Source organism: Parvibaculum sp., from assembly GCF_045863935.1.
Lineage (GTDB): Bacteria > Pseudomonadota > Alphaproteobacteria > Parvibaculales > Parvibaculaceae > Parvibaculum.
In genome coordinates this window covers 1-19,186 of sequence record NZ_BTVP01000050.1, presented here as the reverse complement: position 1 = coordinate 19,186, position 19,186 = coordinate 1, and the positions used below count along the sequence as shown (strand labels likewise).

General features: G+C 63.5%; 16 protein-coding genes and 3 tRNA genes. 12 read left to right on the top strand and 7 right to left on the bottom strand.

Annotated features, from left to right (window positions below):
• Positions 1–501: 501 nt before the first annotated feature.
• Positions 502–1,311, bottom strand: coding sequence for an NAD kinase (locus ACKUUH_RS15590; RefSeq protein ID WP_407950822.1), 810 nt, complete (start codon positions 1,309–1,311; stop codon positions 502–504).
• Positions 1,312–1,404: 93 nt separating this feature from the next.
• Positions 1,405–2,454 carry a GTP 3',8-cyclase MoaA gene (moaA, locus tag ACKUUH_RS15585; protein WP_407950821.1) on the bottom strand — a complete coding sequence of 350 codons (1,050 nt, stop codon included), beginning with the start codon at positions 2,452–2,454 and terminating at the stop codon, positions 1,405–1,407.
• Positions 2,455–2,575: 121 nt separating this feature from the next.
• On the opposite strand from moaA, the gene glpK reads away from it, so the two are divergent.
• From glpK to ACKUUH_RS15540, 9 genes are all read left to right on the top strand, one after another.
• Positions 2,576–4,066: a glycerol kinase GlpK gene (glpK, locus tag ACKUUH_RS15580; protein ID WP_407950820.1), complete on the top strand. Its 1,491-nt coding sequence runs from the start codon at positions 2,576–2,578 to the stop codon at positions 4,064–4,066.
• Between the two features lie 198 nt (positions 4,067–4,264).
• Positions 4,265–5,674, top strand: coding sequence for an FAD-binding oxidoreductase (locus tag ACKUUH_RS15575; protein WP_407950819.1), 1,410 nt, complete (start codon positions 4,265–4,267; stop codon positions 5,672–5,674).
• Between the two features lie 87 nt (positions 5,675–5,761).
• Positions 5,762–6,538, top strand: a complete 777-nt coding sequence (locus tag ACKUUH_RS15570; RefSeq protein ID WP_407950818.1) for a class II aldolase/adducin family protein — start codon at positions 5,762–5,764, stop codon at positions 6,536–6,538.
• 99 nt (positions 6,539–6,637) lie between these two features.
• Entirely contained in the window at positions 6,638–8,977 is a 2,340-nt protein-coding gene (locus ACKUUH_RS15565) for a xanthine dehydrogenase family protein molybdopterin-binding subunit (protein WP_407950817.1), read from the top strand.
• Positions 8,978–9,081: 104 nt separating this feature from the next.
• Positions 9,082–9,786 carry a TetR/AcrR family transcriptional regulator gene (locus tag ACKUUH_RS15560; protein WP_407950816.1) on the top strand — a complete coding sequence of 235 codons (705 nt, stop codon included), beginning with the start codon at positions 9,082–9,084 and terminating at the stop codon, positions 9,784–9,786.
• A gap of 45 nt (positions 9,787–9,831) precedes the next feature.
• The gene (locus ACKUUH_RS15555; protein WP_407950815.1) at positions 9,832–10,866 is read left to right on the top strand and encodes a hypothetical protein; all 1,035 of its coding nucleotides are present in this window, start codon (positions 9,832–9,834) and stop codon (positions 10,864–10,866) included.
• Entirely contained in the window at positions 10,866–11,744 is an 879-nt protein-coding gene (locus ACKUUH_RS15550; protein ID WP_407950814.1) for an SDR family NAD(P)-dependent oxidoreductase, read from the top strand. The genes ACKUUH_RS15555 and ACKUUH_RS15550 overlap by 1 nt, the downstream gene beginning before the upstream one ends.
• Before the next feature lie 39 nt (positions 11,745–11,783).
• On the top strand, positions 11,784–13,040 hold the full coding sequence (locus tag ACKUUH_RS15545; protein ID WP_407950813.1) for an LLM class flavin-dependent oxidoreductase: 1,257 nt from the start codon (positions 11,784–11,786) through the stop codon (positions 13,038–13,040).
• A gap of 133 nt (positions 13,041–13,173) precedes the next feature.
• Positions 13,174–13,629 carry a Rap1a/Tai family immunity protein gene (locus ACKUUH_RS15540; protein ID WP_407950812.1) on the top strand — a complete coding sequence of 152 codons (456 nt, stop codon included), beginning with the start codon at positions 13,174–13,176 and terminating at the stop codon, positions 13,627–13,629.
• 1 nt (position 13,630) lies between these two features.
• Here the strand turns inward: ACKUUH_RS15540 and ACKUUH_RS15535 are convergent, their stop codons facing one another.
• Positions 13,631–14,995, bottom strand: a complete 1,365-nt coding sequence (locus ACKUUH_RS15535; protein WP_407950811.1) for a glutamine synthetase family protein — start codon at positions 14,993–14,995, stop codon at positions 13,631–13,633.
• 2 nt (positions 14,996–14,997) lie between these two features.
• Complete coding sequence (locus ACKUUH_RS15530; protein ID WP_407950810.1) at positions 14,998–16,368, bottom strand: aspartate aminotransferase family protein; 1,371 nt, start codon at positions 16,366–16,368, stop codon at positions 14,998–15,000.
• Positions 16,369–16,553: 185 nt separating this feature from the next.
• Here ACKUUH_RS15530 and ACKUUH_RS15525 point away from each other — a divergent pair, with 185 nt between their 5' ends.
• Positions 16,554–16,976 carry a Rap1a/Tai family immunity protein gene (locus tag ACKUUH_RS15525; RefSeq protein ID WP_407950809.1) on the top strand — a complete coding sequence of 141 codons (423 nt, stop codon included), beginning with the start codon at positions 16,554–16,556 and terminating at the stop codon, positions 16,974–16,976.
• Positions 16,977–16,997: 21 nt separating this feature from the next.
• Here ACKUUH_RS15525 and ACKUUH_RS15520 read toward each other — a convergent pair whose 3' ends face one another.
• From ACKUUH_RS15520 to rlmB, 3 genes are all read right to left on the bottom strand, one after another.
• Positions 16,998–17,531 (bottom strand): hypothetical protein, encoded by a 534-nt coding sequence (locus ACKUUH_RS15520; protein ID WP_407950808.1) that lies wholly within the window; start codon positions 17,529–17,531, stop codon positions 16,998–17,000.
• Between the two features lie 64 nt (positions 17,532–17,595).
• Positions 17,596–17,671 (bottom strand) — tRNA-Thr (locus tag ACKUUH_RS15515).
• A gap of 62 nt (positions 17,672–17,733) precedes the next feature.
• Positions 17,734–18,564 carry a 23S rRNA (guanosine(2251)-2'-O)-methyltransferase RlmB gene (gene rlmB, locus ACKUUH_RS15510; RefSeq protein WP_407950807.1) on the bottom strand — a complete coding sequence of 277 codons (831 nt, stop codon included), beginning with the start codon at positions 18,562–18,564 and terminating at the stop codon, positions 17,734–17,736.
• 230 nt (positions 18,565–18,794) lie between these two features.
• On the opposite strand from rlmB, the gene ACKUUH_RS15505 reads away from it, so the two are divergent.
• Positions 18,795–18,879: transfer RNA gene (locus tag ACKUUH_RS15505), tRNA-Tyr, on the top strand.
• A gap of 52 nt (positions 18,880–18,931) precedes the next feature.
• Positions 18,932–19,005 (top strand) — tRNA-Gly (locus ACKUUH_RS15500).
• Positions 19,006–19,186: the final 181 nt, after the last annotated feature.

The window sequence follows — 19,186 nt, the reverse complement described above, 5'->3', positions numbered from 1 at the left end:
AAATGGTCACGAGACTCTACTTCCGACTGGATGAAACTTGGGGCGCAGGTCAGGTTTGGTCCCCGAATAGTATTGCTCGGAGATTGCCGATGTCTTTTGGACTCGAACTGTGGCCTCTTTCATCTCGCATAACTTCGTAGAGCTTCAAAAGTTTAGTGCGAGCTGCGGGGTCTGCAGTGTGGGCACCGGCGCGACCGAAATCGGCCAAAGCCGCAATGACTTCGGGACTTCCATAAATCGCAATTCGGCTTTTAGCTTCTGCTGCCCGTGCGTTCAGTTGTGACGTTGCGACGATGTCATTTCGCTTTATATGAGCAGCCTCGGCAACACAGCGAAGATAATCCACATAAGCTTGGATTTTGAGTGCGCTTAGTTCTCTCCTCGTGTCAGAAGCCCGCGAAAGGAAGTGACTTAAAAGTGCGCCCACAATCAGAGTAATGACAGGTAGAACAAGGACTAGCGAATTCTGAGTCATTAGTCTGAGTTCCTATGTGACAGGACTCAATACAAGAACTGCTCGGTGATGATGCGCTCGTCGAGGCCGTGGTCGGGGTCGAAGAGCATCAGCATGTCGATGCTTGCGTCTTCCTCCACCTCGACGTCGCGGACATGGCGGAACTCGGTGTGGTCGGCGACGGCGCTGACGGGGCGCTTGCCGGCTTCGAGAATTTCGAAGCGGACCTTCGCCCGATGCGAGAGGAGCGCGCCGCGCCAGCGGCGGGGGCGGAAGGCGCTGATCGGCGTGAGCGCGAGGAGGGCCGCGTCGATGGGGACGATCGGGCCCTGCGCCGAAAGATTGTAGGCGGTGGAGCCGGCGGGTGTCGCGACCAGCACACCGTCGCAAATCAGCTCTTCCATGCGCGTCTTGCCGTCGATGGAGATGCGGATCTTCGCGGCCTGATAGGTTTCGCGCAGCAGCGAGACCTCGTTGATCGCCAAAGCCTCCGCCTTGCTGCCGTCGGCAAGCGTCGCGCGCATGCGCAAGGGATGGATGGTGGCGCATTCGGCGGCGGTGAGACGTTCCCGCAGGCTGTCGTCGCGATATTCGTTCATGAGGAAGCCGACCGAGCCCCGGTTCATGCCGTAGATGGGGATGCGGCGGTTCATGTATCGATGGAGGGTCTGGAGCATGAGACCGTCGCCGCCAAGCGCGACGATGACGTCCGCCTGCTCCGGGGCGGTATCGCCATAGCGCTCGCTCAGTGCTTTTTGCGCGGCCCTCGCTTCGGGCACGTCCGTCGCCACGAAGGCGATCTTCTCGAATTTCATCGTCTTCCCCTCAAGGGCGGCCGGACATTTCTCCGAGTGAATCGGTAAATTATCCGCAGGCACAAGGAGGTAAGCACATGGGCGGAGATACGCAAGCCGGGGATTGGGACTATTCCGAAGGCGGGATGGGCCGGGTTAGCCGCCGGTGAGCGACATGTGCCGCGCGACGGCGGGGCGGTTGTGGTCGCGGTCGATGATGAAGTCGTGGCCCCTGGGCTTGCGGGTGATCGCTTCGTCGATGGCGGTGTGGAGCAGGCCGTCGTCCTGGCTCGCGCGCAGCGGTGCGCGGAGGTCCGCCGCGTCGTCCTGGCCGAGGCACATATAAAGCGTGCCCGTGCAGGTGAGGCGGACGCGGTTGCAGCTTTCGCAGAAATTATGCGTGAGCGGCGTGATGAAGCCGAGCTTGCCGCCGGTTTCGGCGACGCGGACATAGCGCGCGGGGCCGCCGGTGCGTTCGGCGAGGTCGTCCAGCGTCCAGCGCTGCGCGAGCGAGTGGCGCACCTGCGAGAGGGGCAGATATTGATCCGTGCGGTCGCCGTCGATGTCGCCCATGGGCATGGTTTCGATCAGCGTGAGGTCGTGACCTTGCCCATGCGCCCATTCGACCAGCGCGGGGATTTCGGCTTCGTTGACGCCCTTGAGCGCGACGGTGTTGATCTTGACCTTGAGCCCGGCGCGCGTCGCGGCGGCGATGCCATCCAGCACCTGCGGGAGACGGCCCCAGCGCGTGATCTGCTGGAAGAGGGGTTCGTCCAGCGTGTCCAGCGAGACGTTGATACGGCGGACGCCGGCGGCATAGAGGTCGCCGGCATGGCGGGCGAGCTGGCTGCCATTGGTGGTCAGCGTCAGTTCGTCGAGCGCGCCGGTTTCGAGGTGGCGGCCGAGGGTGCGGATGAGCGTCATCACATCGCGGCGGACAAGGGGCTCGCCGCCGGTGAGGCGGAGCTTGCGGACGCCTTTTGCGACGAAGGCGGAGCAGACACGGTCGAGCTCTTCGAGCGTCAGCAGGTCGGGCTTCGGCAGGAAGTTCATGTGCTCGGACATGCAATAGACACAGCGGAAGTCGCAACGGTCCGTCACCGAGACGCGCAGATAGGTCACGGCCCGGCCATGCGGGTCGATCATCTGTTTTTCCGGCATTTGCGGCGCTGTGGGGGCCTCGGGAAGGGGCTGTTCCATGTCCATGACCGGAATATAGCAACTGGTCATCCGGATTTCGCCCCCTCCGGCGATAAGGTTTTCGTGAGGGCTTTTGCGGGGCGTGCGGGCCGGGTAGCCTCGGCGCGACGAAATACGGGGGAGGCCAATGGCGGACTACATTCTTTCCATCGATCAGGGAACGACGAGCACGAGGGCGCTGCTGTTCGACCGGTCGGGCTCGCCCATGCGGGTGCGGCAGAAGGAGTTGCGCCAGATTTTCCCGCGCGACGGCTGGGTGGAGCATGACGCGGAGGAGATATGGGCGGCGACGCTGGAGGTCTGCCGGGGTGTGCTGACCTCCGGCACGACGGCGGAGAATGTCGCAGCCATCGGCATCACCAACCAGCGCGAGACGACCGTGCTCTGGGACCGGGCGACGGGCAAGCCCGTGCACAACGCCATCGTCTGGCAGGACCGGCGCACCGCCGCCTTCTGCGCGAAACTGAAGGAGGAGGGGAAGGAGGCCACCGTCCAGGCGAAGACGGGGCTGCTGCTCGATCCTTATTTTTCCGGCACGAAACTGCGCTGGCTGCTCGACAATGTGGAAGGCGCGCGGGCAAAGGCGGAGAAAGGCGAACTCTGCTTCGGCACGATCGATAGCTGGCTCATCTACAAGCTCACCGGCGGCAAGCGGCACGTCACCGACGCGACGAACGCCTCGCGGACGCTGCTCTTCAACATCGAGGCGAACGAGTGGGACGACGAGCTGCTCAAGCTCTTCGGCATTCCGCGCGGTGTGTTGCCGGAGGTGCTCGACTGCTGCGCGGATTTCGGCATGGCGGAGAAGGAATTGCTCGGCGCGGCGATCCCCGTGGCGGGGGTTGCTGGCGATCAGCAGGCGGCAACCGTCGGGCAGGCCTGTTTCGAGCCGGGGCTGATGAAATCGACCTATGGCACGGGCTGCTTCGCGGTGCTGAATACGGGCAAGCAGCGCGTCGAAAGCCGCAACCGGCTGCTCGGCACCATCGCCTACCGGATCGGCGGGGAAACAACCTATGCGCTTGAAGGCTCGATCTTCATGGCGGGCGCGATCGTGCAGTGGCTGCGCGACGAGATGAAGCTGATCGACAGTTCCGCCGAGAGCGAGGCGATGGCGCGGGATGCGAACCCGGCATCGGGCGCGGTGCTGGTGCCGGCCTTCACGGGGCTTGGCGCGCCTTACTGGGAACCCGATGCGCGCGCCGCGCTGTTCGGCATGACGCGCGACACGGGCGGACGCGAGATCGTGCGGGCGGCGCTCGAAAGCGTGTCCTACCAGACGCGCGACCTGATGGATGCGATGGGCGCCGACATGAAGGCGGCGGGGCTGACGAGCCCGCAGGCGCTGCGCGTCGATGGGGGCATGGTGGCGAATACATGGTTCGCGCAGAACCTCGCCGACATTCTGGCGCGGCCGGTGGAGCGGCCGGAAGTCACAGAGACGACGGCGCTGGGTGCGGCCTATCTTGCCGGCATGCAGACGGGCTTTTATGGGGACATGGGCGAGGTGGCGAAGCACTGGCGCTGCGAGCGGGCGTTTGCGCCGGAGATGGCGGAGAGCGAGCGGGCGGAGCGGTATCAGCGATGGCAGGGATATGTGCGAAGGGTGATCGGGTGATGAGTGTTTCACTGTTCCTTCTCCGTCATGACCCGCTTTATGCGGGTCATCCATGCCTTTGCGAAAGCCGATGCAAAAGGAAGACGTGGATGGCCCGGACAAGCCGGGCCATGACGGAACTGGGTTTTGGGGCTGAAGAGAGAAATTCCTGTTCCAACCCGCTATAGTGGCGTCCAAGAACGATCCCGGGAGGATGACATGGCGTCGGACGATCTCATTCAGAAGTTGAAGGCCGCGCTGGGCGACGCAGGGGTGCTGACCGGCAAGGATGCCGAGGAGAAAGCGCAAGGGGCGTGGAGCAAGCTCGGCGTGCCAGCCGCGGTGCTGCGGCCCGCGAGCACGGAAGAGGTCTCGAAGGCGCTGAAGCTCTGCCATGCGGCAGGCGAGGGCGTGGTGCCATGGGGCGGCAAGACGGGGCTTGTTGAAGGCGGCGAGGCGGACGGGCATATCGCGCTGTCGCTCGAACGCATGAACAAGATCGAGGAGATCGACACGCTGGGCGGCACGATCAGCGTGCAGGCGGGCTGCGTGCTGCAGACGGTGTGCGAGGCGGCGGACGCCAAGGGTCTCATCTTCCCGCTCGATCTCGGCGCGCGCGGCTCGGCGACCATCGGCGGCAATATCTCGACCAATGCGGGCGGCAACCGCGTGATCCGCTACGGGATGACGCGCGACATGGTGCTGGGGCTCGAGGCGGTGCTGGCGGACGGCACGGTGATGACCTCCATGAACAAGCTCATCAAGAACAATGCGGGTTACGACCTGAAGCATATGTTCATCGGCTCGGAGGGCACGCTTGGCGTCGTGACACGGGCGGTGCTTCGCGTCTGGCCGAAGCCAAAGTCGCAGGATACGGGCTTCGTGGCGGTGGAAAGCTTCGAGCAGTTGCCGAAATTCCTGCGGCACATGGAGCGCGCGCTTGGCGGCACGCTCTCGGCCTTCGAGGTGATGTGGGAGGACTTCTACAAGCTGGTGACGATGGAGCCCGCGAAGGGCAGGCCCGTGATCGCGCATGGCCATCCCTATTCTGTGCTGGTCGAATCCATGGGCGGCGACCAGGAGGCCGACAGCGCGCGCTTCGAGGCGGCGATGATGGAAGCGCTGGAAGCGGGCGAGATATCGGACGCGGTGATCGCGAAGAGCCAGGCGGAGCGAGACGCGATGTGGGCGCTCAGGGACGATGTGGGGCAGGTGGTGCACACCTATCCGATGTTCACCTTCGATGTGAGCCTCAAGATCGCGGATATGGAAAGCTATATCGCCGAGGTGAAACAGGGGCTCGCGGCGAAATGGCCGGACAGTTCGCTGATGGTGTTCGGGCATCTGGGCGACGGGAACCTGCATGTGATCCCCGGGCGTTTTCCCGATGCGAACAAGGAGACGCGGCGCGGCGTGGAGGCCATCGTCTATGGCGAATTGCGCAAGCGGAACGGCTCCGTCTCGGCGGAGCACGGGATCGGGCTCGAAAAACGGCCCTATCTCGACTGGTCGCGGAGCGCGGAGGAGGTGGCGCTGATGCATCTCCTCAAGCGGACGCTCGATTCGAAGAACATTCTCAATCCCGGCAAGGTTCTCGAACCCGTTTCACAGGCGAAAGCGGCGGAATAGGCGCGTTTGCAGCCGAGGGGTGGGACGTGGCAGACTGACCGGAACGACGAATCCGGTTTTCATGAGTTCAGAGGAAGGCGATCCCCCATGTCGGTAGCGGAGGGTTTCAGCGGCGTTTCAGTGCGCGATCAGGTTTCGGAAGCCGAATGGCAGGTGCGCGTGGACCTCGCGGCAACCTACCGGCTTGTGGCGCATTATGGCTGGAGCGACCTTATCTATACGCATATCTCGGCGCGCGTGCCGGGACCGGAGCATCACTTTCTGATCAATCCCTATGGCATGAGCTTCGACGAGATCACGGCATCGAGCCTGGTGAAGATCGATCTCGACGGCAATATCGTCATGCCGACGGATTATGCGGTGAACCCGGCGGGCTTCACGATCCACAGCGCGGTGCATATGTCGGTGCCGGAGGCGAATGCGGTGATCCATACGCATTCGGATGACGGCGTGGCCGTGTCGGCGCAGGCGGACGGGCTGCTGCCGCTGTCGCAGACGGCGATGATCGTGCTCGAAGACCTCGCCTATCACGATTATGAGGGCATTGCGCTCGAGCATGACGAGCGCGAGCGGCTGGTGCGCGACCTCGGCAACAAGCATTGCATGATCCTGCGCAATCACGGGCTGCTGACGGCGGGCGCGACCTGCGCGGACGCCTTCCTGCGCCTCTACTTCCTGGAGCGGGCCTGCACGATGCAGGTGCGTGCGCTTTCGGGCGGCGTGAAGCTCACCATGCCGAACCAGGGCGTGCCGGAGAAAGCCGCAGAGCAGGGCATGTTCCACAAGAAGCACGGCATCGGCAATCTCGCCTGGCCGGCGCTTCTGCGCACGCTCGACCGGATCGATCCGTCCTTCCGCGACTGATCGTGCAGGCCGGAGCCTCGTGCGCTCCAACGCCATTCCAATCCGGATGCGGGCTTTCGTCTGGCCGTGCATCCCTCACGTATTGAAAGAGGTCCGTCCATGGTGAAGTTCGGTGTGGGGCAGCCGGCGCGGCGCGTCGAGGATGTGCGGCTCGTTTCGGGGCAGGGACGCTATACGGACGATATTTCGCTGCCGGGCCAGGCCTATGCGGTGATGGTGCGCAGTCCGCACGCCCATGCGCGGATCGCCGGTATCGACGCGGAAGATGCGAAGGGGGCGCCGGGCGTCATCGCGATCTATACGGGGCGCGATGCGGAGGAAGCAGGGCTTGGCGTTGTCTACTCGCCTGCCGCCGATATGCTGAAAAACAAGGACGGCACGCCGATCTTCAAGACGGTGCGCAACCTCATCGCGCGGGACAGAGTGCGCCATGTGGGCGACCTCGTGGCGATGGTCGTGGCCGAGACACCGGCGCAGGCGCGGGACGCAGCCGATCTCGTGACGGTGGATTACGAAGACCTGCCCGCCGTCGCCGATACGGCGGGGGCGATTGCCGACGGCGCGCCCGTGATCTGGGAGGAGAGCGGCTCGAACCTCGCTTACGACTGGGACATCGGCGACGCGGAGAAGACCGAAGCAGCGATGAAGGCGGCGCATCACGTGACGAAGCTCAAGCTCGTCAACAACCGCATCGTCGTGAACGCGATGGAACCGCGCGCGGCGCTCGGGAATTACGAGGCAGATCGCGACCACTACACGCTCTATACAGGCAGCCAGGGCGTGCATTCGATGCGCAACTACATCGCCCAGTACTCGCTCAAGATTCCAGTCGAGAAGCTGCGCGTGGTGACGGAAGACGTGGGTGGTGGCTTCGGCATGAAGACCTTCGTCTATCCCGAATATCCGCTGGTGCTGTTCGCGTCGAAGATGGTTGGGCGGCCGGTGAAGTGGACGGCGGACCGCTCGGAGAGCTTCCTGAGCGATACACAGGGCCGCGATCATGTGACGGAAGCGGCGGTGGCGCTGGACAAGGACGGCAAGATACTCGCCGTGCAGGTGTCGACCATCGCCAATCTCGGTGCCTATCAGAGCCAGTTCGGGCCCTTCATTCCCTCGCTTGCACCGCGCGGGATGCATGTCGGCGTCTACATGGTGCCGGCGATGCACAATCGTGTGCGCGCGGTCTACACGAATACCGTGCCTGTGGACGCCTATCGCGGCGCGGGACGGCCCGAAGCTTCCTATGTCATCGAGCGGCTGATGGAGAAGGCGGCGCACGAGATGAACCTCTCGCCGGACGAAATCCGCCGTCGCAACTTCGTGCCCGCGAGCGCGATGCCGCTCAACGCGGCGCCGTCGCTTCCCTTCGACTCTGGCGATTTCGAACGCAATCTCGACGATGCGATGAAGAAGGCGGACGTGGCGGGCTTCGCGTCGCGGCGCGCGGAAGTGGCAACCCAAGGCAAGCTGCTCGGGCTCGGCTACAGCTATTATGTGGAGCGCACGGCGGCGGGCATGACGGATTATGCGCGCATCGCGGTCGATGGAAAGGACGGCATCGTGCATGTCTGGACCGGACAGCAGACGAACGGGCAGGGCCATGAGACGGCGTGGACGCAGCTCATCTCGTCGCGGCTGGGGCTCGATGCGGAAAAGATCAAGGTGCATCTCGGCGACTCGGACGTGTTGCCGGGCGGCGCGGGCACGGGCGGATCGAAGGCCGTCTATATGGTGTCGGGCGCGATTTCAGATGCGGGCGACAAGCTGATCGACAAGGGCCGCGAAATCGCGGCGAACGAACTCGAAGCGGCGAAGGCCGACATCGAGTATCGCGGCGCGGACGGCGAGCCCGTGTTCGCGGTTGCAGGTACCGACAGGACGATCGACCTGTTCGCGGTGGCACGGCTGGCGGAAGGGCAGGCCGATCTCGGCGAACTCGCGGGCGACGGTGAATATTCGCAGAAGGGCAACACGTTCCCGAACGGGGCGCATATCTGCGAGATCGAGATCGACGCGGATACGGGCGTCTACCGCATCACGCGCTTCACGGCGGTGGACGATTTCGGACATATCCTCAATCCGATGCTCGTGGCGGGGCAGGTGCATGGCGGCATCGTGCAGGGGCTCGGTCAGGCGATGGGCGAACATGCCGTCTACGATGCGAACGGACAGCTCGTCACCGGCTCCTTCATGGATTACTGGATGCCGCGCGCGGCCGACTTCCCGGACTTCAATGTGAGCTACAATGAAATTCCGGCGCGCTCGAATGCGCTCGGCGTGAAGGGCGCGGGCGAGGCGGGGACCGTTGGTGCCCCGGCGGCCTTCATCAACGCCATGATCGACGCGCTTGCGCCTTACGGCGTCGAGGAGATCGACATGCCGGTGACGCCGGTGAAGCTCTGGACCATCCTGCAAAAGGGACGGCAAGCGGCGGAATGAAGCCGCCCGTGAAGATGCGGGTGCGTGAGGCGAGATTTCAAAAATACCCGCAAATTTCATCCGGATTTGTTGAGATTTTGTCATTTTGACCTGAACCTTGCGGCATGACCACGGAGGAAACGGGCTCCAGAACCCGAAAGACCGCTCAAGCGGCCGTTCTGGAATATGAGGGAGATGACGCCGCCATGCTTGCCGTCGAGGGCGAGGACGCGGGCGCCATTCCGTTGAGCGGCGCGGCCCGGCGCAAGCGCGAGAGCCGCCGCAAGCTCATGGCCGCAGCGCGCAAGCTCTTCGTGGAGCGCGGCTATCACGAGACGCGGCCACAGGACATTTCCAGGGAAGCGGGCGTCGGCCACGGCACTTTTTATCTGCATTTCGAGGACAAGCTCGACTGCTTCCTCGCCTTCACGGAAGAGGCGGCGGACGAGCTTCACGTCTTCGTGGAGACGCATCACGCGGTGGCCGGATCGCTGGAGGAGGGCATTCACGAACTCCTCACCGCGATCTTCGAATATTCCGACGCAAATACCGGCGTGCTTGCCGCGGCGCTCACGGATATCAGCGTGCTGTCGACAGGCGATACCGGCCGCAGGATGCCGGTGGACCGCTGGGCCGAAGTCTGGGCCGAACTGCTCGACAAGTGGAAGGAAACGGGCGAAGCCGCGCCCGACCTGGACGCGAGACTGGCCGGTTATCTCATTGTCGGTGCGATCAAGCAGGGCGGTGCCTATGGCTTCCGCCGCAAGCTCGACCGCGTTCGCATGATCGACGGCATGACACGCATTTTCGTGCGTGCCCTGAAAAAATAAGACCAACAAAAGAGGCCGGAACAGGCCTTCGGGAGGAACGGGAAGATGGCAAGGGTCTCCTATACGCGAGACGAGCTCATGGCCTCGCATGCTTACGCGCGGCCGCATGAACGGGCGGGATACAAGCTGCATGGCGGCTTTATGGCCGACGGTACTTATGTATCGCCGCGCGTGCTTCATCGCTGGCCGGCGGTGGCGGCATGGCAGGCGCAGCTCACGGCGCAGGGCTGGCCGCTGATCGATGCGACGGTGCAGCTTCTGAAGCGGGGCAATTATCCGAATATTCCGCAAGAGAGGGTTCTTCTCTCGCATGGCTACGGGCAGCCGTTCTGGAACTCGCTCACCATCACTGGCGTGATCGAGGCGCGGGGCCGGGCGCTTTGCGACCTCGAGGCACCCGACTTCCAGACGATCATCGAAGACGACATCTCGCAGACATGCACGGGGCACCTGCACAAGGGCCTGCTCTATGCGCATGGCGCGGACGAGGGCGGCGACCCGGCGGAACCAGAATATGGCGCGCATGACGCCATGTGGTTCGCGGCGCGCGACCTTGTGTTCGGCGCGGACCGCTATCCGCTGCCGGAGGTGCCCGAAAGCATCGGCAGGCCCGATACGGGACGGTTGATGCCGCAACTCCCGGCGGGCTTCGAGCAGCTCATCCTGCTGCTCATGAATGTGCTGATGATCGAGGTTCGGGCGGAGAGCTTCTTTTCTTTCTGCTGCACGATCATGCGCGACAAGGACGTCTTCACCGACCGGCGCGAACAGGCGGAAGAGGCGGCGGCGATGGTGGAGCGTATCCGCACCGACGAGGCGATCCATGTCGGCTATCTGCAGACGGCGATTTCCGAGATGCGGAGCTTCACCTTCAAGACCGTCGATGGCGGCACAGTGAAGGGCAAGGACCTCATCGATCCGATCTGGGAGGGCATGGTGCATTGGCATGCCGTGACGCAAGCCGATTTCTCCAGGGAACAGACGCGGGAGGCGATCCGCGCCGGGCTTGAAAAGACGCCGGACGGGGCTCGGCTCTTCGCGGAATTCGACGCTCTCGACGATATTGCAAAGGCCGCGTGATGAAGGATTTTGCAGGAAAGACCGCCTTTGTGACGGGTGGCGCAAGCGGCATCGGACTTTCGATGGCGCGGGCTTTCGGTGCGGCCGGCATGAACGTGATGCTCGCCGATATCAATGAAGAGGATCTCGTCGCGGCAGTGGCGGATCTGAAGGAACGGCAGGTGAGGGCGGCGGGCGTGCGCTGCGATGTGACGGAGCGGGCGTCCGTGGAGCGTGCCGCTCAGGAAACGGTCGATACGTTCGGCAAGGTGCATCTTGTCTGCAACAATGCGGGTGTGGGCGCAGGCGGACCTATCGATGCGGTGAAGCCGGGCGACTGGGACTGGACGATCGCGGTGAACCTGATGGGCGTGGTCTATGGCATGGAAGCTTTCCTGCCGCATATCCGCGCGCATGGCGAAGGCGGACATTACGTCAACACGGCATCCATGGCCGGCATGATTTCCATTCCGGGCATGGAGCCCTACACGGCATCGAAATATGCAGTGGTGGGCATGTCGGAGGGATGGGCCGGTCAGCTTGCGCCGGAGAATATCGGGGTGTCCGTGCTCTGCCCCGGCTTCGTCAAGACGCGCATCTTCGAAAGCTCGCGCGCACGGCAGGATAAATTCGGCCCGACCGCCGATGAACGCGATCCCGACCGTGCGGAAGCGGCAAAGCAGCTCGTGCTCGGCGGCATCGACCCGGACCGTGTCGGCGCGCGCGTGCTTGAAGCGGTGGAAGCGGGCGAACTCTATATCTTCACGCATCCCGACATGGCGCCGCTTTTCGCGGACCGGGCGCGCAGGATCGAGGAGGCCTTCGCACGCGCGGCAGAGAGCCCTGCGCTTCGGGGGCTGGAATACCGCACGCCCGACGCGATCAACGTTTTCGACTGACAAACCCAACCAACAAACCCGGCATAACGGGAGGCACACATGCGCTTCGGCATTTTTTACGAACACCAGCTTCCGCGCCCATGGAACGAGGGCGACGAGCTGAAGCTTTTCCAGGATGCGCTCGACCAGGTGGAACTCGCCGACAGGATCGGCATCGACCATGCGTGGGAGGTGGAGCATCACTTTCTGGAGGAATATTCGCATTCCTCCGCGCCGGAAGTTTTCCTCGCTGCCTGTTCGCAGCGCACGAAGAATATCCGGCTCGGCCATGGCATCACGCTGATGCCGCCGAACTACAATCATCCCGCGCGCGTGGCCGAACGCATCGCGACGCTCGATCTCGTCTCGAAGGGGCGCGTCGAATGGGGCACGGGCGAGAGCTCGGCGCTGCTCGAACTTGGCGGTTACAAGGTGCCGGTCGACCAGAAGCGCTCGCAATGGCGGGAGGCCGTGGAGCAGTGCGCCAACATGATGGCGATGGACCCTTATCCGGGGTTCGAGGGCGAGTTCTTCTCGATGCCTTGCCGCAATGTGGTGCCTAAGCCGGTCCAGCGGCCGCATCCGCCGCTCTGGGTCGCCTGTTCCAATCGCGAGACGATCAAGCTTGCCGCGCGGCTCGGCATTGGCGCACTCACGTTTGCCTTCGTCGATCCGGCGGAAGCGAAGCAATGGGTGGACGATTACTATCGCATCTTCAAGGAAGAGTGCGTGCCGATTGGCCATGCGGTGAACCCGAATATCTGCATGGTATCGAGCTTCTCCGTCCACAAGGACGAAGAGGAAGCGCGCAAGCGCGGCATGGACGGTTTCCGTTTCTTCGGTTACGCGCTCGGTCACCACTATATTTTTGGCGAGCACAAGCCGGGCCGCACGGATATCTGGGCGGAATTCGAGAAGGCGAAGGACAAGCTGCCGGTGAACGGCGCGGGCGGCATCGGCACACCCGATCAACTGCGCCAGCATCTGCGCGGCTTCGCTGAGACGGGCGTCGACCAGGTCTCCTTCATTCAGCAGGGCGGCAACAACAAACACGAACACATTTGCGAGGCGCTTGAACTCTTCGCGTCGGAAGTCATGCCCGAATTCAAGGAACACGAAGCCGAGCGGCAGAAGAAGAAGGCAGAGGAGCTAGCGCCTTACGTCGAGAAGGCAATGGCGCGCAAGGCGTTCATGAAGGAACTGGCGGACGATGAAATTCCGAATGTCATCGCGCTGGGCCGCCAGATCGTGGACCAGGGCGACGGGGTGCAGAAGTCTCTCGGCAGCGCCATGCGGAACACAAAGAGCGCCGACTGATTGTTTCTCAGACCGGGAATGAAAGGCCGTCCTTTGCGGGCGGCCTTTCTTCTTTGTCATGAAGCGGTGCTTGACGATTGCGCGGGCGGATATAGGTATCTATGGGACAGGCGAAACGAGCGAGGACCGGAAAATGAAGAAAATCGCAAAGCTGGCGCTCGGTGTCATGCTCGGTGCGGCGGGCATGGCGGGAAGTGCGCATGCCGCCGCCGATATCGAAGACAGCGAGACGCTGATCCTTGCCTGTCAGTCGCTCCTCGACAATGGTGCGGGCGAAGGCAGCAAGGGCGCTGCCTGCAAGGAATTCGTGACCGGCCTCGTGCTTGCGCAGGAGGAAACGCTGACCATGGGCGAACCGTTCCGCGCACGCCGCATCGGGCCGAAAGAAGATCAGAATGCCTGTTTCGAATTGCCGGACAAGCTCAGCTATCGCGACTTTGCGCAGCAGGTCGTCGGCTATGCGGGTGACAATCCGGATATGAGGCAGCGGCCCGCCTTCGAACTCGCGGTGCGCGCGCTCGAACGGAAGTATCCCTGCAATCCTGAAGACCTGAAGGACATGGAAGACGCGGACACACCGGCGGAATAGGTCAGACGTTTCTCAGATACCAATCGACATCGACGTCGCTCACGCAGGCAAAAAAGCGGTCGCATTCCGCTTCCTTGATGGTGAGGAAGATATTCGCGAAGCCGGCGCCGAGCCTCTTGGGGAGGAATGACGACGCACGGGCGACCTCCAGTGCCTTCCACCAGTTGAGAGGCAAGGTTGCTTCCTGCTTCTCCCGGTATCCGTCGCCGACAATGGGTTCGCTCGGTTCGATCTTCTTCTCAATGCCCTCGGCGATACCCGCCAGCACAGTTGCCAGCGCGACATAGGGATTGGCGTCCGCGCCGCAGACACGATGTTCGAGATGTCGCGTATCGGGCCTGCCCGATGTCACGCGCAGCGGAACGGAGCGATTGTCCACCGCCCATGCGGGCGTCATCGGGGCATAGGTATTGCGGCGGAAACGCCGGAAGGAATTCGCGTTGGGCGCGAAGACCGCCATGCTTTCGGCCATGGTGGCTTCGAGGCCACCGATCGCATGAGCGAGGTGCGGGGTGAGCGGCCCTTCGCCTGCAAAGAGGTTGGCGTTTTCTTCGTCGGCCAGCGACACATGGATATGCAAGCCGCTGCCCGACGTTTCCGCATAGGGCTTCGCCATGAAGGTGGCAACGAAGCCATGCTTGCCGGCAACGCCTTTCACGAGACGCTTGTAGAGGACCGCGTCGTCGGCTGCGCGCATCGCATCGGCGCGATGTTCGAGCACGATTTCGAATTGGCCCGGCGCATATTCGGAAATGAGCGTTCGCGCGGGAAGGCCCATCCTTTTCGCGCCGTCGAAGACGTCGTTCAGGAAGGGCGAAAAGTCTTCCAGGTCCTGCATGAGATAGGCCTGGAGATGCGCGGGCGCGAAACCGTTCGGCGCGGCGGGCGGGACGATGCGGCCTTTCGCGGCTGCCTCGCGGTCGACGAGATAGAATTCGAGTTCGATGGCGACGACGGGCTTGAGGCCCATCGCTTCCAGCGACGCCACCGTGCGGGCAAGCGCGTGGCGCGGGTCGGCAGGCGTCGGCGAACCGTCGCGCTCGAAGGATTCGAGAATGACCTGCGCCGTCGGCACATCGTGCCAGGGGGCGTGCGTCAGCGTGCCCGCGACGGGGAAGCAGGGGCGGTCGCTGTCGCCTTCCTCCCAGACGAGGCCGGTTTCGAGGACGTCCGCGCCCAGCATGTCGAGCGACTGGATGGAGCAGGGAAGGGGACGGCCGTCGCGATAGGCGGTTGCGATTTCTTCCGGCCGCAGCACCTTGCCGCGCGCGACGCCGGAGGGGTCGGTCAGGAAGGCCTGAATCTGTACTATTTCGGGGTTGGCGGCGAGAAAATCGGCCGCCTCTTTTTGCGTTGCGCGCGTCATCGTCAGACCTCGGCCCTGCCGCATAACGCCGACAAGGCTTCGCCGAAGCGGGCGACGAGTCTTTCGACATCCGCTTGCGTTGTCGTTGGCGCGACGAGGGTCATGTTGTGGAACGGCGTTACCAGCACATTCCGGTTCAGTAGAAAGAGATGGATGGCGCGCTCGACGGTGTGGTCGATGGCGGCTGCCGCCTCGGCGCCGTTTTCGAGCGGGCGGGACGAGAAGACGAGTTCGGCGCGCGCGCCGATCTGCGTCACCGTCCAGGGAAGGCCGTGGCGCGAGACTTCGCCGCGGAGGCCGCTTGCGAGCTTTTCCGCGAGAGCGGTCATGCGCGCGTAGTTCCCAGGCGTCATGACTTCTTCAAGGCAGGCGCGCATGGCGGCGAGCGCCAGCATGTTGCCCGAAAGGGTCGTGCCGATGCCGGAGTAGCCGGGCTCCTTCGTTTCGAGGACGCGGCGCATATCCGCCTCAACCTTTTCGGTGAAACCGAAAACGGCGGCAGGAAGGCCGCCCGCGATGGGTTTCCCGAGGACGAAGAAATCCGGCTCGAGCCCATGCGCGCGGGTGAAGCCGCCCGGACCCGTCGAGATGGTGTGAGTTTCGTCGATGCAGACCAGCGTGCCATGGCGGCGCGCGGCGGCGAGGAGGCCTTCGATGTAACCCTCCTTCGGCAGCACCATCGCTGTGTTGGTGAGGGCCGGTTCGGTGAGGACGAGTGCGACGTCCTCCTTCGCGAGAACGGCTTCGACGGCATCGAGATCGTTGAAGGGGACGGCAATGCTGTTCTCTGCGATGTCCACGACCTGACCGAGAAGGCTCGGTTTCATCTTCGTCGTCGAACCGTCGAGCTTCACGAAGGCGTCTTCGACCTGACCGTGATAGCAGCCGTCGAATACGAGTACCTTCCGGCGGCCCGTGAGCGCGCGCGCCCAGCGGACGACGGCGCGGTTCGCGTCGCTCGCCGTCGCGGTGACCTGCCAGAAGGGAAGACCGAAGCGGTCGGAGAGGAGCTGGCCGACGCGGGCCGTGAGCGCGGAAGGCAACATGGCGGTGAGGCCGTTCGCCGCCTGCTCCGCGATCGCTTTCGTCACCGGGGCCGGCGAATGACCGAACATGGCGCCCGTGTCGCCGAGGCAGAAATCCGAATAGGCGTGGCCGTCGACGTCTGTAACGGTCGAGCCCTCGGCCCTCTGCACGAAGAGGGGGAAGGGGGTTTCCCAGTCCAGCATCCAGTGGAGCGGTACCCCGCCGGGGAAATGTTCTCCGGCTTCCGCCGCCATCTGCCGCGAACGGGGATGGAGCGCGGAAAAGCGCTCCCGTTCCGAAGCCGTGAGGGCTTCGGCGCGTTGCCGGATGTCGGACGGCATGGACATGTGAGCGCTCCAGGCGGGACGGACCCGATTTCTTACCCGATGGGCGCGGCGCCGCATAGTGGCGGGCGTGTGACCTCGGCCTGCGCCGAAAGGACGCGCGGCAGGACTGACTGTTTTGGGGGAGCCATGATCCGTGCGAGGATTGCGGAGAATATAGAGGTCAACAAGAAGAGGAGGAATCCGACATGAGGAACACCCGTCTTGCTGCTGCCGTGCTGATTGCGGCTGCCTTTTCCGCAGGCGCCGCCATGGCGCAGATGCCGAGGGTTACGACCGGTGCCGAGTTGGTTTCGGCCTGCACCGTTGCGCTCGACGCCAACAGCTCCGCCGACGACCGGATTGCGAAGGCCTCCTGCAATCAGTTCCTCGCCGGATTGGTCGCGGGCGTTTATGCGTCGGTCGACAAGGGCGCGCCGATGGTTGCACGGCGCCTTGGGCCGAACATGGACGAGGAAGTCTGCTTCCGGCTACCGGATACGCTTTCCTTCGAGACATTCGCGAAGCAGGTGACCGATTTCGCACCCGAGCACCCCGAGCTTTACGACCGTCCCGCCTTCGAGATGGGCGCGCGTACGCTCGCGGCGAATTATCCCTGCCCGGAGGAATAATTGGCGACTTCCCGGTCAGGCCTAGCGGGCTTGGCCGGGCTCTACCGTCTTTGGCCTGCGAAAGAAAAGTTCGCGCATCCGCTCCTCGCCGATAATTCGCGTCAATTCGCTTATGCCGAAGAAAGGGATCAGCGAAACGAAAGCCATGATGGCGAGTGAGAAGATTGTCGCGGCACTGGAGAGAGGCAGGACATCGCCGCCCGCGCCGTCGTGATGAGACCCGATCATCTCGACCAGAAGCTCTTCAAGCAGATTGAAGCCAACGAGCAGAACCGCGAATAGCGCGGACTTGATCATCACGACCCAGATCAACGGCAAATGCTCGGCGCGCGATCCGAGCTTAAGGTGCTCGCCGATGAGCACGAACTTGGCGAGGACGAGCGCCTTCAGTGTTGCCGCGCCCAAATGGGCGGCAAGGCCCCAGTCGGGCAGGACGACGGCGTTGTGCAGCGTGTAAACGGCGAGAAGCAGCCATAGATAAGCTGTGATGATCAGGAAATGGCCCATGCGGCCGAGCAGGGTGGTCTTGCCGCGATGTGCGTCCGCTGTGGTCATGGCCTGCGATCCCCCCCGAATGAAACCGGCCGTTCGATACGCCGCGTCCATCTTCGCTGGCAAATGGTGCCCCCGGCAGGATTCGAACCCGCGACCCCCTGATTACAAATCAGGTGCTCTACCAACTGAGCTACAAGGGCGACCGCCGCGCGCAACATAGTGGTGCAGCGCAATGGCGGCAAGCGGGCACGCAGCCGGCCGCTCAGCCGCGCCGAAAAAGTTCGTAGAGGGCGACAGCGGCCGCGTTCGAGACGTTGAGGCTCTTCATCTCGCCGGCGGCGGGCAGGCGGGCCAGCAGATCGCAGTGCTCGCGGGTGAGGCGGCGGAGCCCCGCGCCCTCGGCGCCGAGGACGAGCGCCACGCGGGGCGAGAGCTTCATCTCCGGGAGCGACATCTCGCCATCGCCATCGAGGCCGATCACCTCGAAGCCCAGATTTTTCAGTTCCTCGATGGCCCTGACGAGATTCGTCACCTTGGCGATGCGCACCCGTTCGAGCCCGCCCGAGGCCGCCTTGGCGAGGACGCCGCCGAGCGGGGGGCTGTTCCGGTCGGTGGTGACGAGGGCTCCTGCTCCGAAAACGGCAGCCGAGCGGAGAATCGCTCCGAAATTATGCGGGTCGGTGACCTGATCGAGCACGATCACCCGGTCGGTGCCCTCGCAGGCCTCCGTGACATCGAGGTCGGGCAGGGGGGAGGTTCGGAGTGCGATTCCCTGATGGACCGCGCCCGGGGGAAGGAGGGCGGCGATGTCGTCCATCTCCCTGATCTCGGGCCGGAGACCGCCGAGATCCACTCCCTGGCGAGCGAGGTCGGCTTCGGCGTTGCGGGTCAGGATCAGGCGTTCGGCAAGGCGGTGAGGGTTGGCGAGCGCAGCCAAAACCGCATGAAAACCATATAGATAGGCGTCATTGCCGGGCTGGCTGCCGCCGCGCGGTCCACGCCCTCCCTGTTTATGGCGAAAATTTCCCTCTCCCGGCGCGGCCGTGGAGGAGCTTTTGTTCTGGAACTGTTTCGGTTGCTTGCGCCTGCTCATGCGGGCGCTTATATTGCGCCATCCGGGCTCTTGCAAACGCCCCCGAACAGTATGCCTTGCCGCAGAAATGGCTCGAGGCACGCTGCGGGGGTGTTCACGCTTTCGGGAGCCGGGATTTTAGTTGACACAAGGGCGGCAAACCGGAATAAAGCCGCGCGTGTCCGTCAGAGGCCAACGCGAGACAACATCCGCGAACTTATTGGGATTTAACAAGATTTGACATCGGACACGGAGGGGTGCCCGAGTGGCTAAAGGGGACGGACTGTAAATCCGTTGGCTATGCCTACGTTGGTTCGAATCCAACCCCCTCCACCATCCAACGCAGGCAGGCGCGAAGAGAGCAGGCAGGACCGGAACGGATCCCCAGGCGGGTGTAGCTCAATGGTAGAGCAACAGCCTTCCAAGCTGATGACGAGGGTTCGATTCCCTTCACCCGCTCCAACCTTCGCTGCTCCGCTGCCAGGGCGAAAGCCCGAACCGAAGTAGATGGCCCGTGTCGCCGCCAGCAAGGCTGAGGCAGACAGGCCGGGATAAATGAGACGAGACAACTGAAGGTAGCTAACGCCCATGGCCAAAGAGAAGTTTGAGCGGAACAAGCCGCACTGCAACATCGGAACGATTG

Bases quoted from the DNA above. Each gene is read 5' to 3' on its own strand.
- moaA (WP_407950821.1), bottom strand. From the start codon at position 2,454: ATGGACATGGAACAGCCCCTTCCCGAGGCCCCCACAGCGCCGCAAATG.
- glpK (WP_407950820.1), top strand. From the start codon at position 2,576: ATGGCGGACTACATTCTTTCCATCGATCAGGGAACGACGAGCACGAGG.
- ACKUUH_RS15575 (WP_407950819.1), top strand. From the start codon at position 4,265: ATGGCGTCGGACGATCTCATTCAGAAGTTGAAGGCCGCGCTGGGCGAC.
- ACKUUH_RS15570 (WP_407950818.1), top strand. From the start codon at position 5,762: ATGTCGGTAGCGGAGGGTTTCAGCGGCGTTTCAGTGCGCGATCAGGTT.
- ACKUUH_RS15565 (WP_407950817.1), top strand. From the start codon at position 6,638: ATGGTGAAGTTCGGTGTGGGGCAGCCGGCGCGGCGCGTCGAGGATGTG.
- ACKUUH_RS15560 (WP_407950816.1), top strand. From the start codon at position 9,082: ATGACCACGGAGGAAACGGGCTCCAGAACCCGAAAGACCGCTCAAGCG.
- ACKUUH_RS15555 (WP_407950815.1), top strand. From the start codon at position 9,832: ATGGCAAGGGTCTCCTATACGCGAGACGAGCTCATGGCCTCGCATGCT.
- ACKUUH_RS15550 (WP_407950814.1), top strand. From the start codon at position 10,866: ATGAAGGATTTTGCAGGAAAGACCGCCTTTGTGACGGGTGGCGCAAGC.
- ACKUUH_RS15545 (WP_407950813.1), top strand. From the start codon at position 11,784: ATGCGCTTCGGCATTTTTTACGAACACCAGCTTCCGCGCCCATGGAAC.
- ACKUUH_RS15540 (WP_407950812.1), top strand. From the start codon at position 13,174: ATGAAGAAAATCGCAAAGCTGGCGCTCGGTGTCATGCTCGGTGCGGCG.
- ACKUUH_RS15535 (WP_407950811.1), bottom strand. From the start codon at position 14,995: ATGACGCGCGCAACGCAAAAAGAGGCGGCCGATTTTCTCGCCGCCAAC.
- ACKUUH_RS15530 (WP_407950810.1), bottom strand. From the start codon at position 16,368: ATGTCCATGCCGTCCGACATCCGGCAACGCGCCGAAGCCCTCACGGCT.
- ACKUUH_RS15525 (WP_407950809.1), top strand. From the start codon at position 16,554: ATGAGGAACACCCGTCTTGCTGCTGCCGTGCTGATTGCGGCTGCCTTT.
- ACKUUH_RS15520 (WP_407950808.1), bottom strand. From the start codon at position 17,531: ATGACCACAGCGGACGCACATCGCGGCAAGACCACCCTGCTCGGCCGC.
- rlmB (WP_407950807.1), bottom strand. From the start codon at position 18,564: ATGAGCAGGCGCAAGCAACCGAAACAGTTCCAGAACAAAAGCTCCTCC.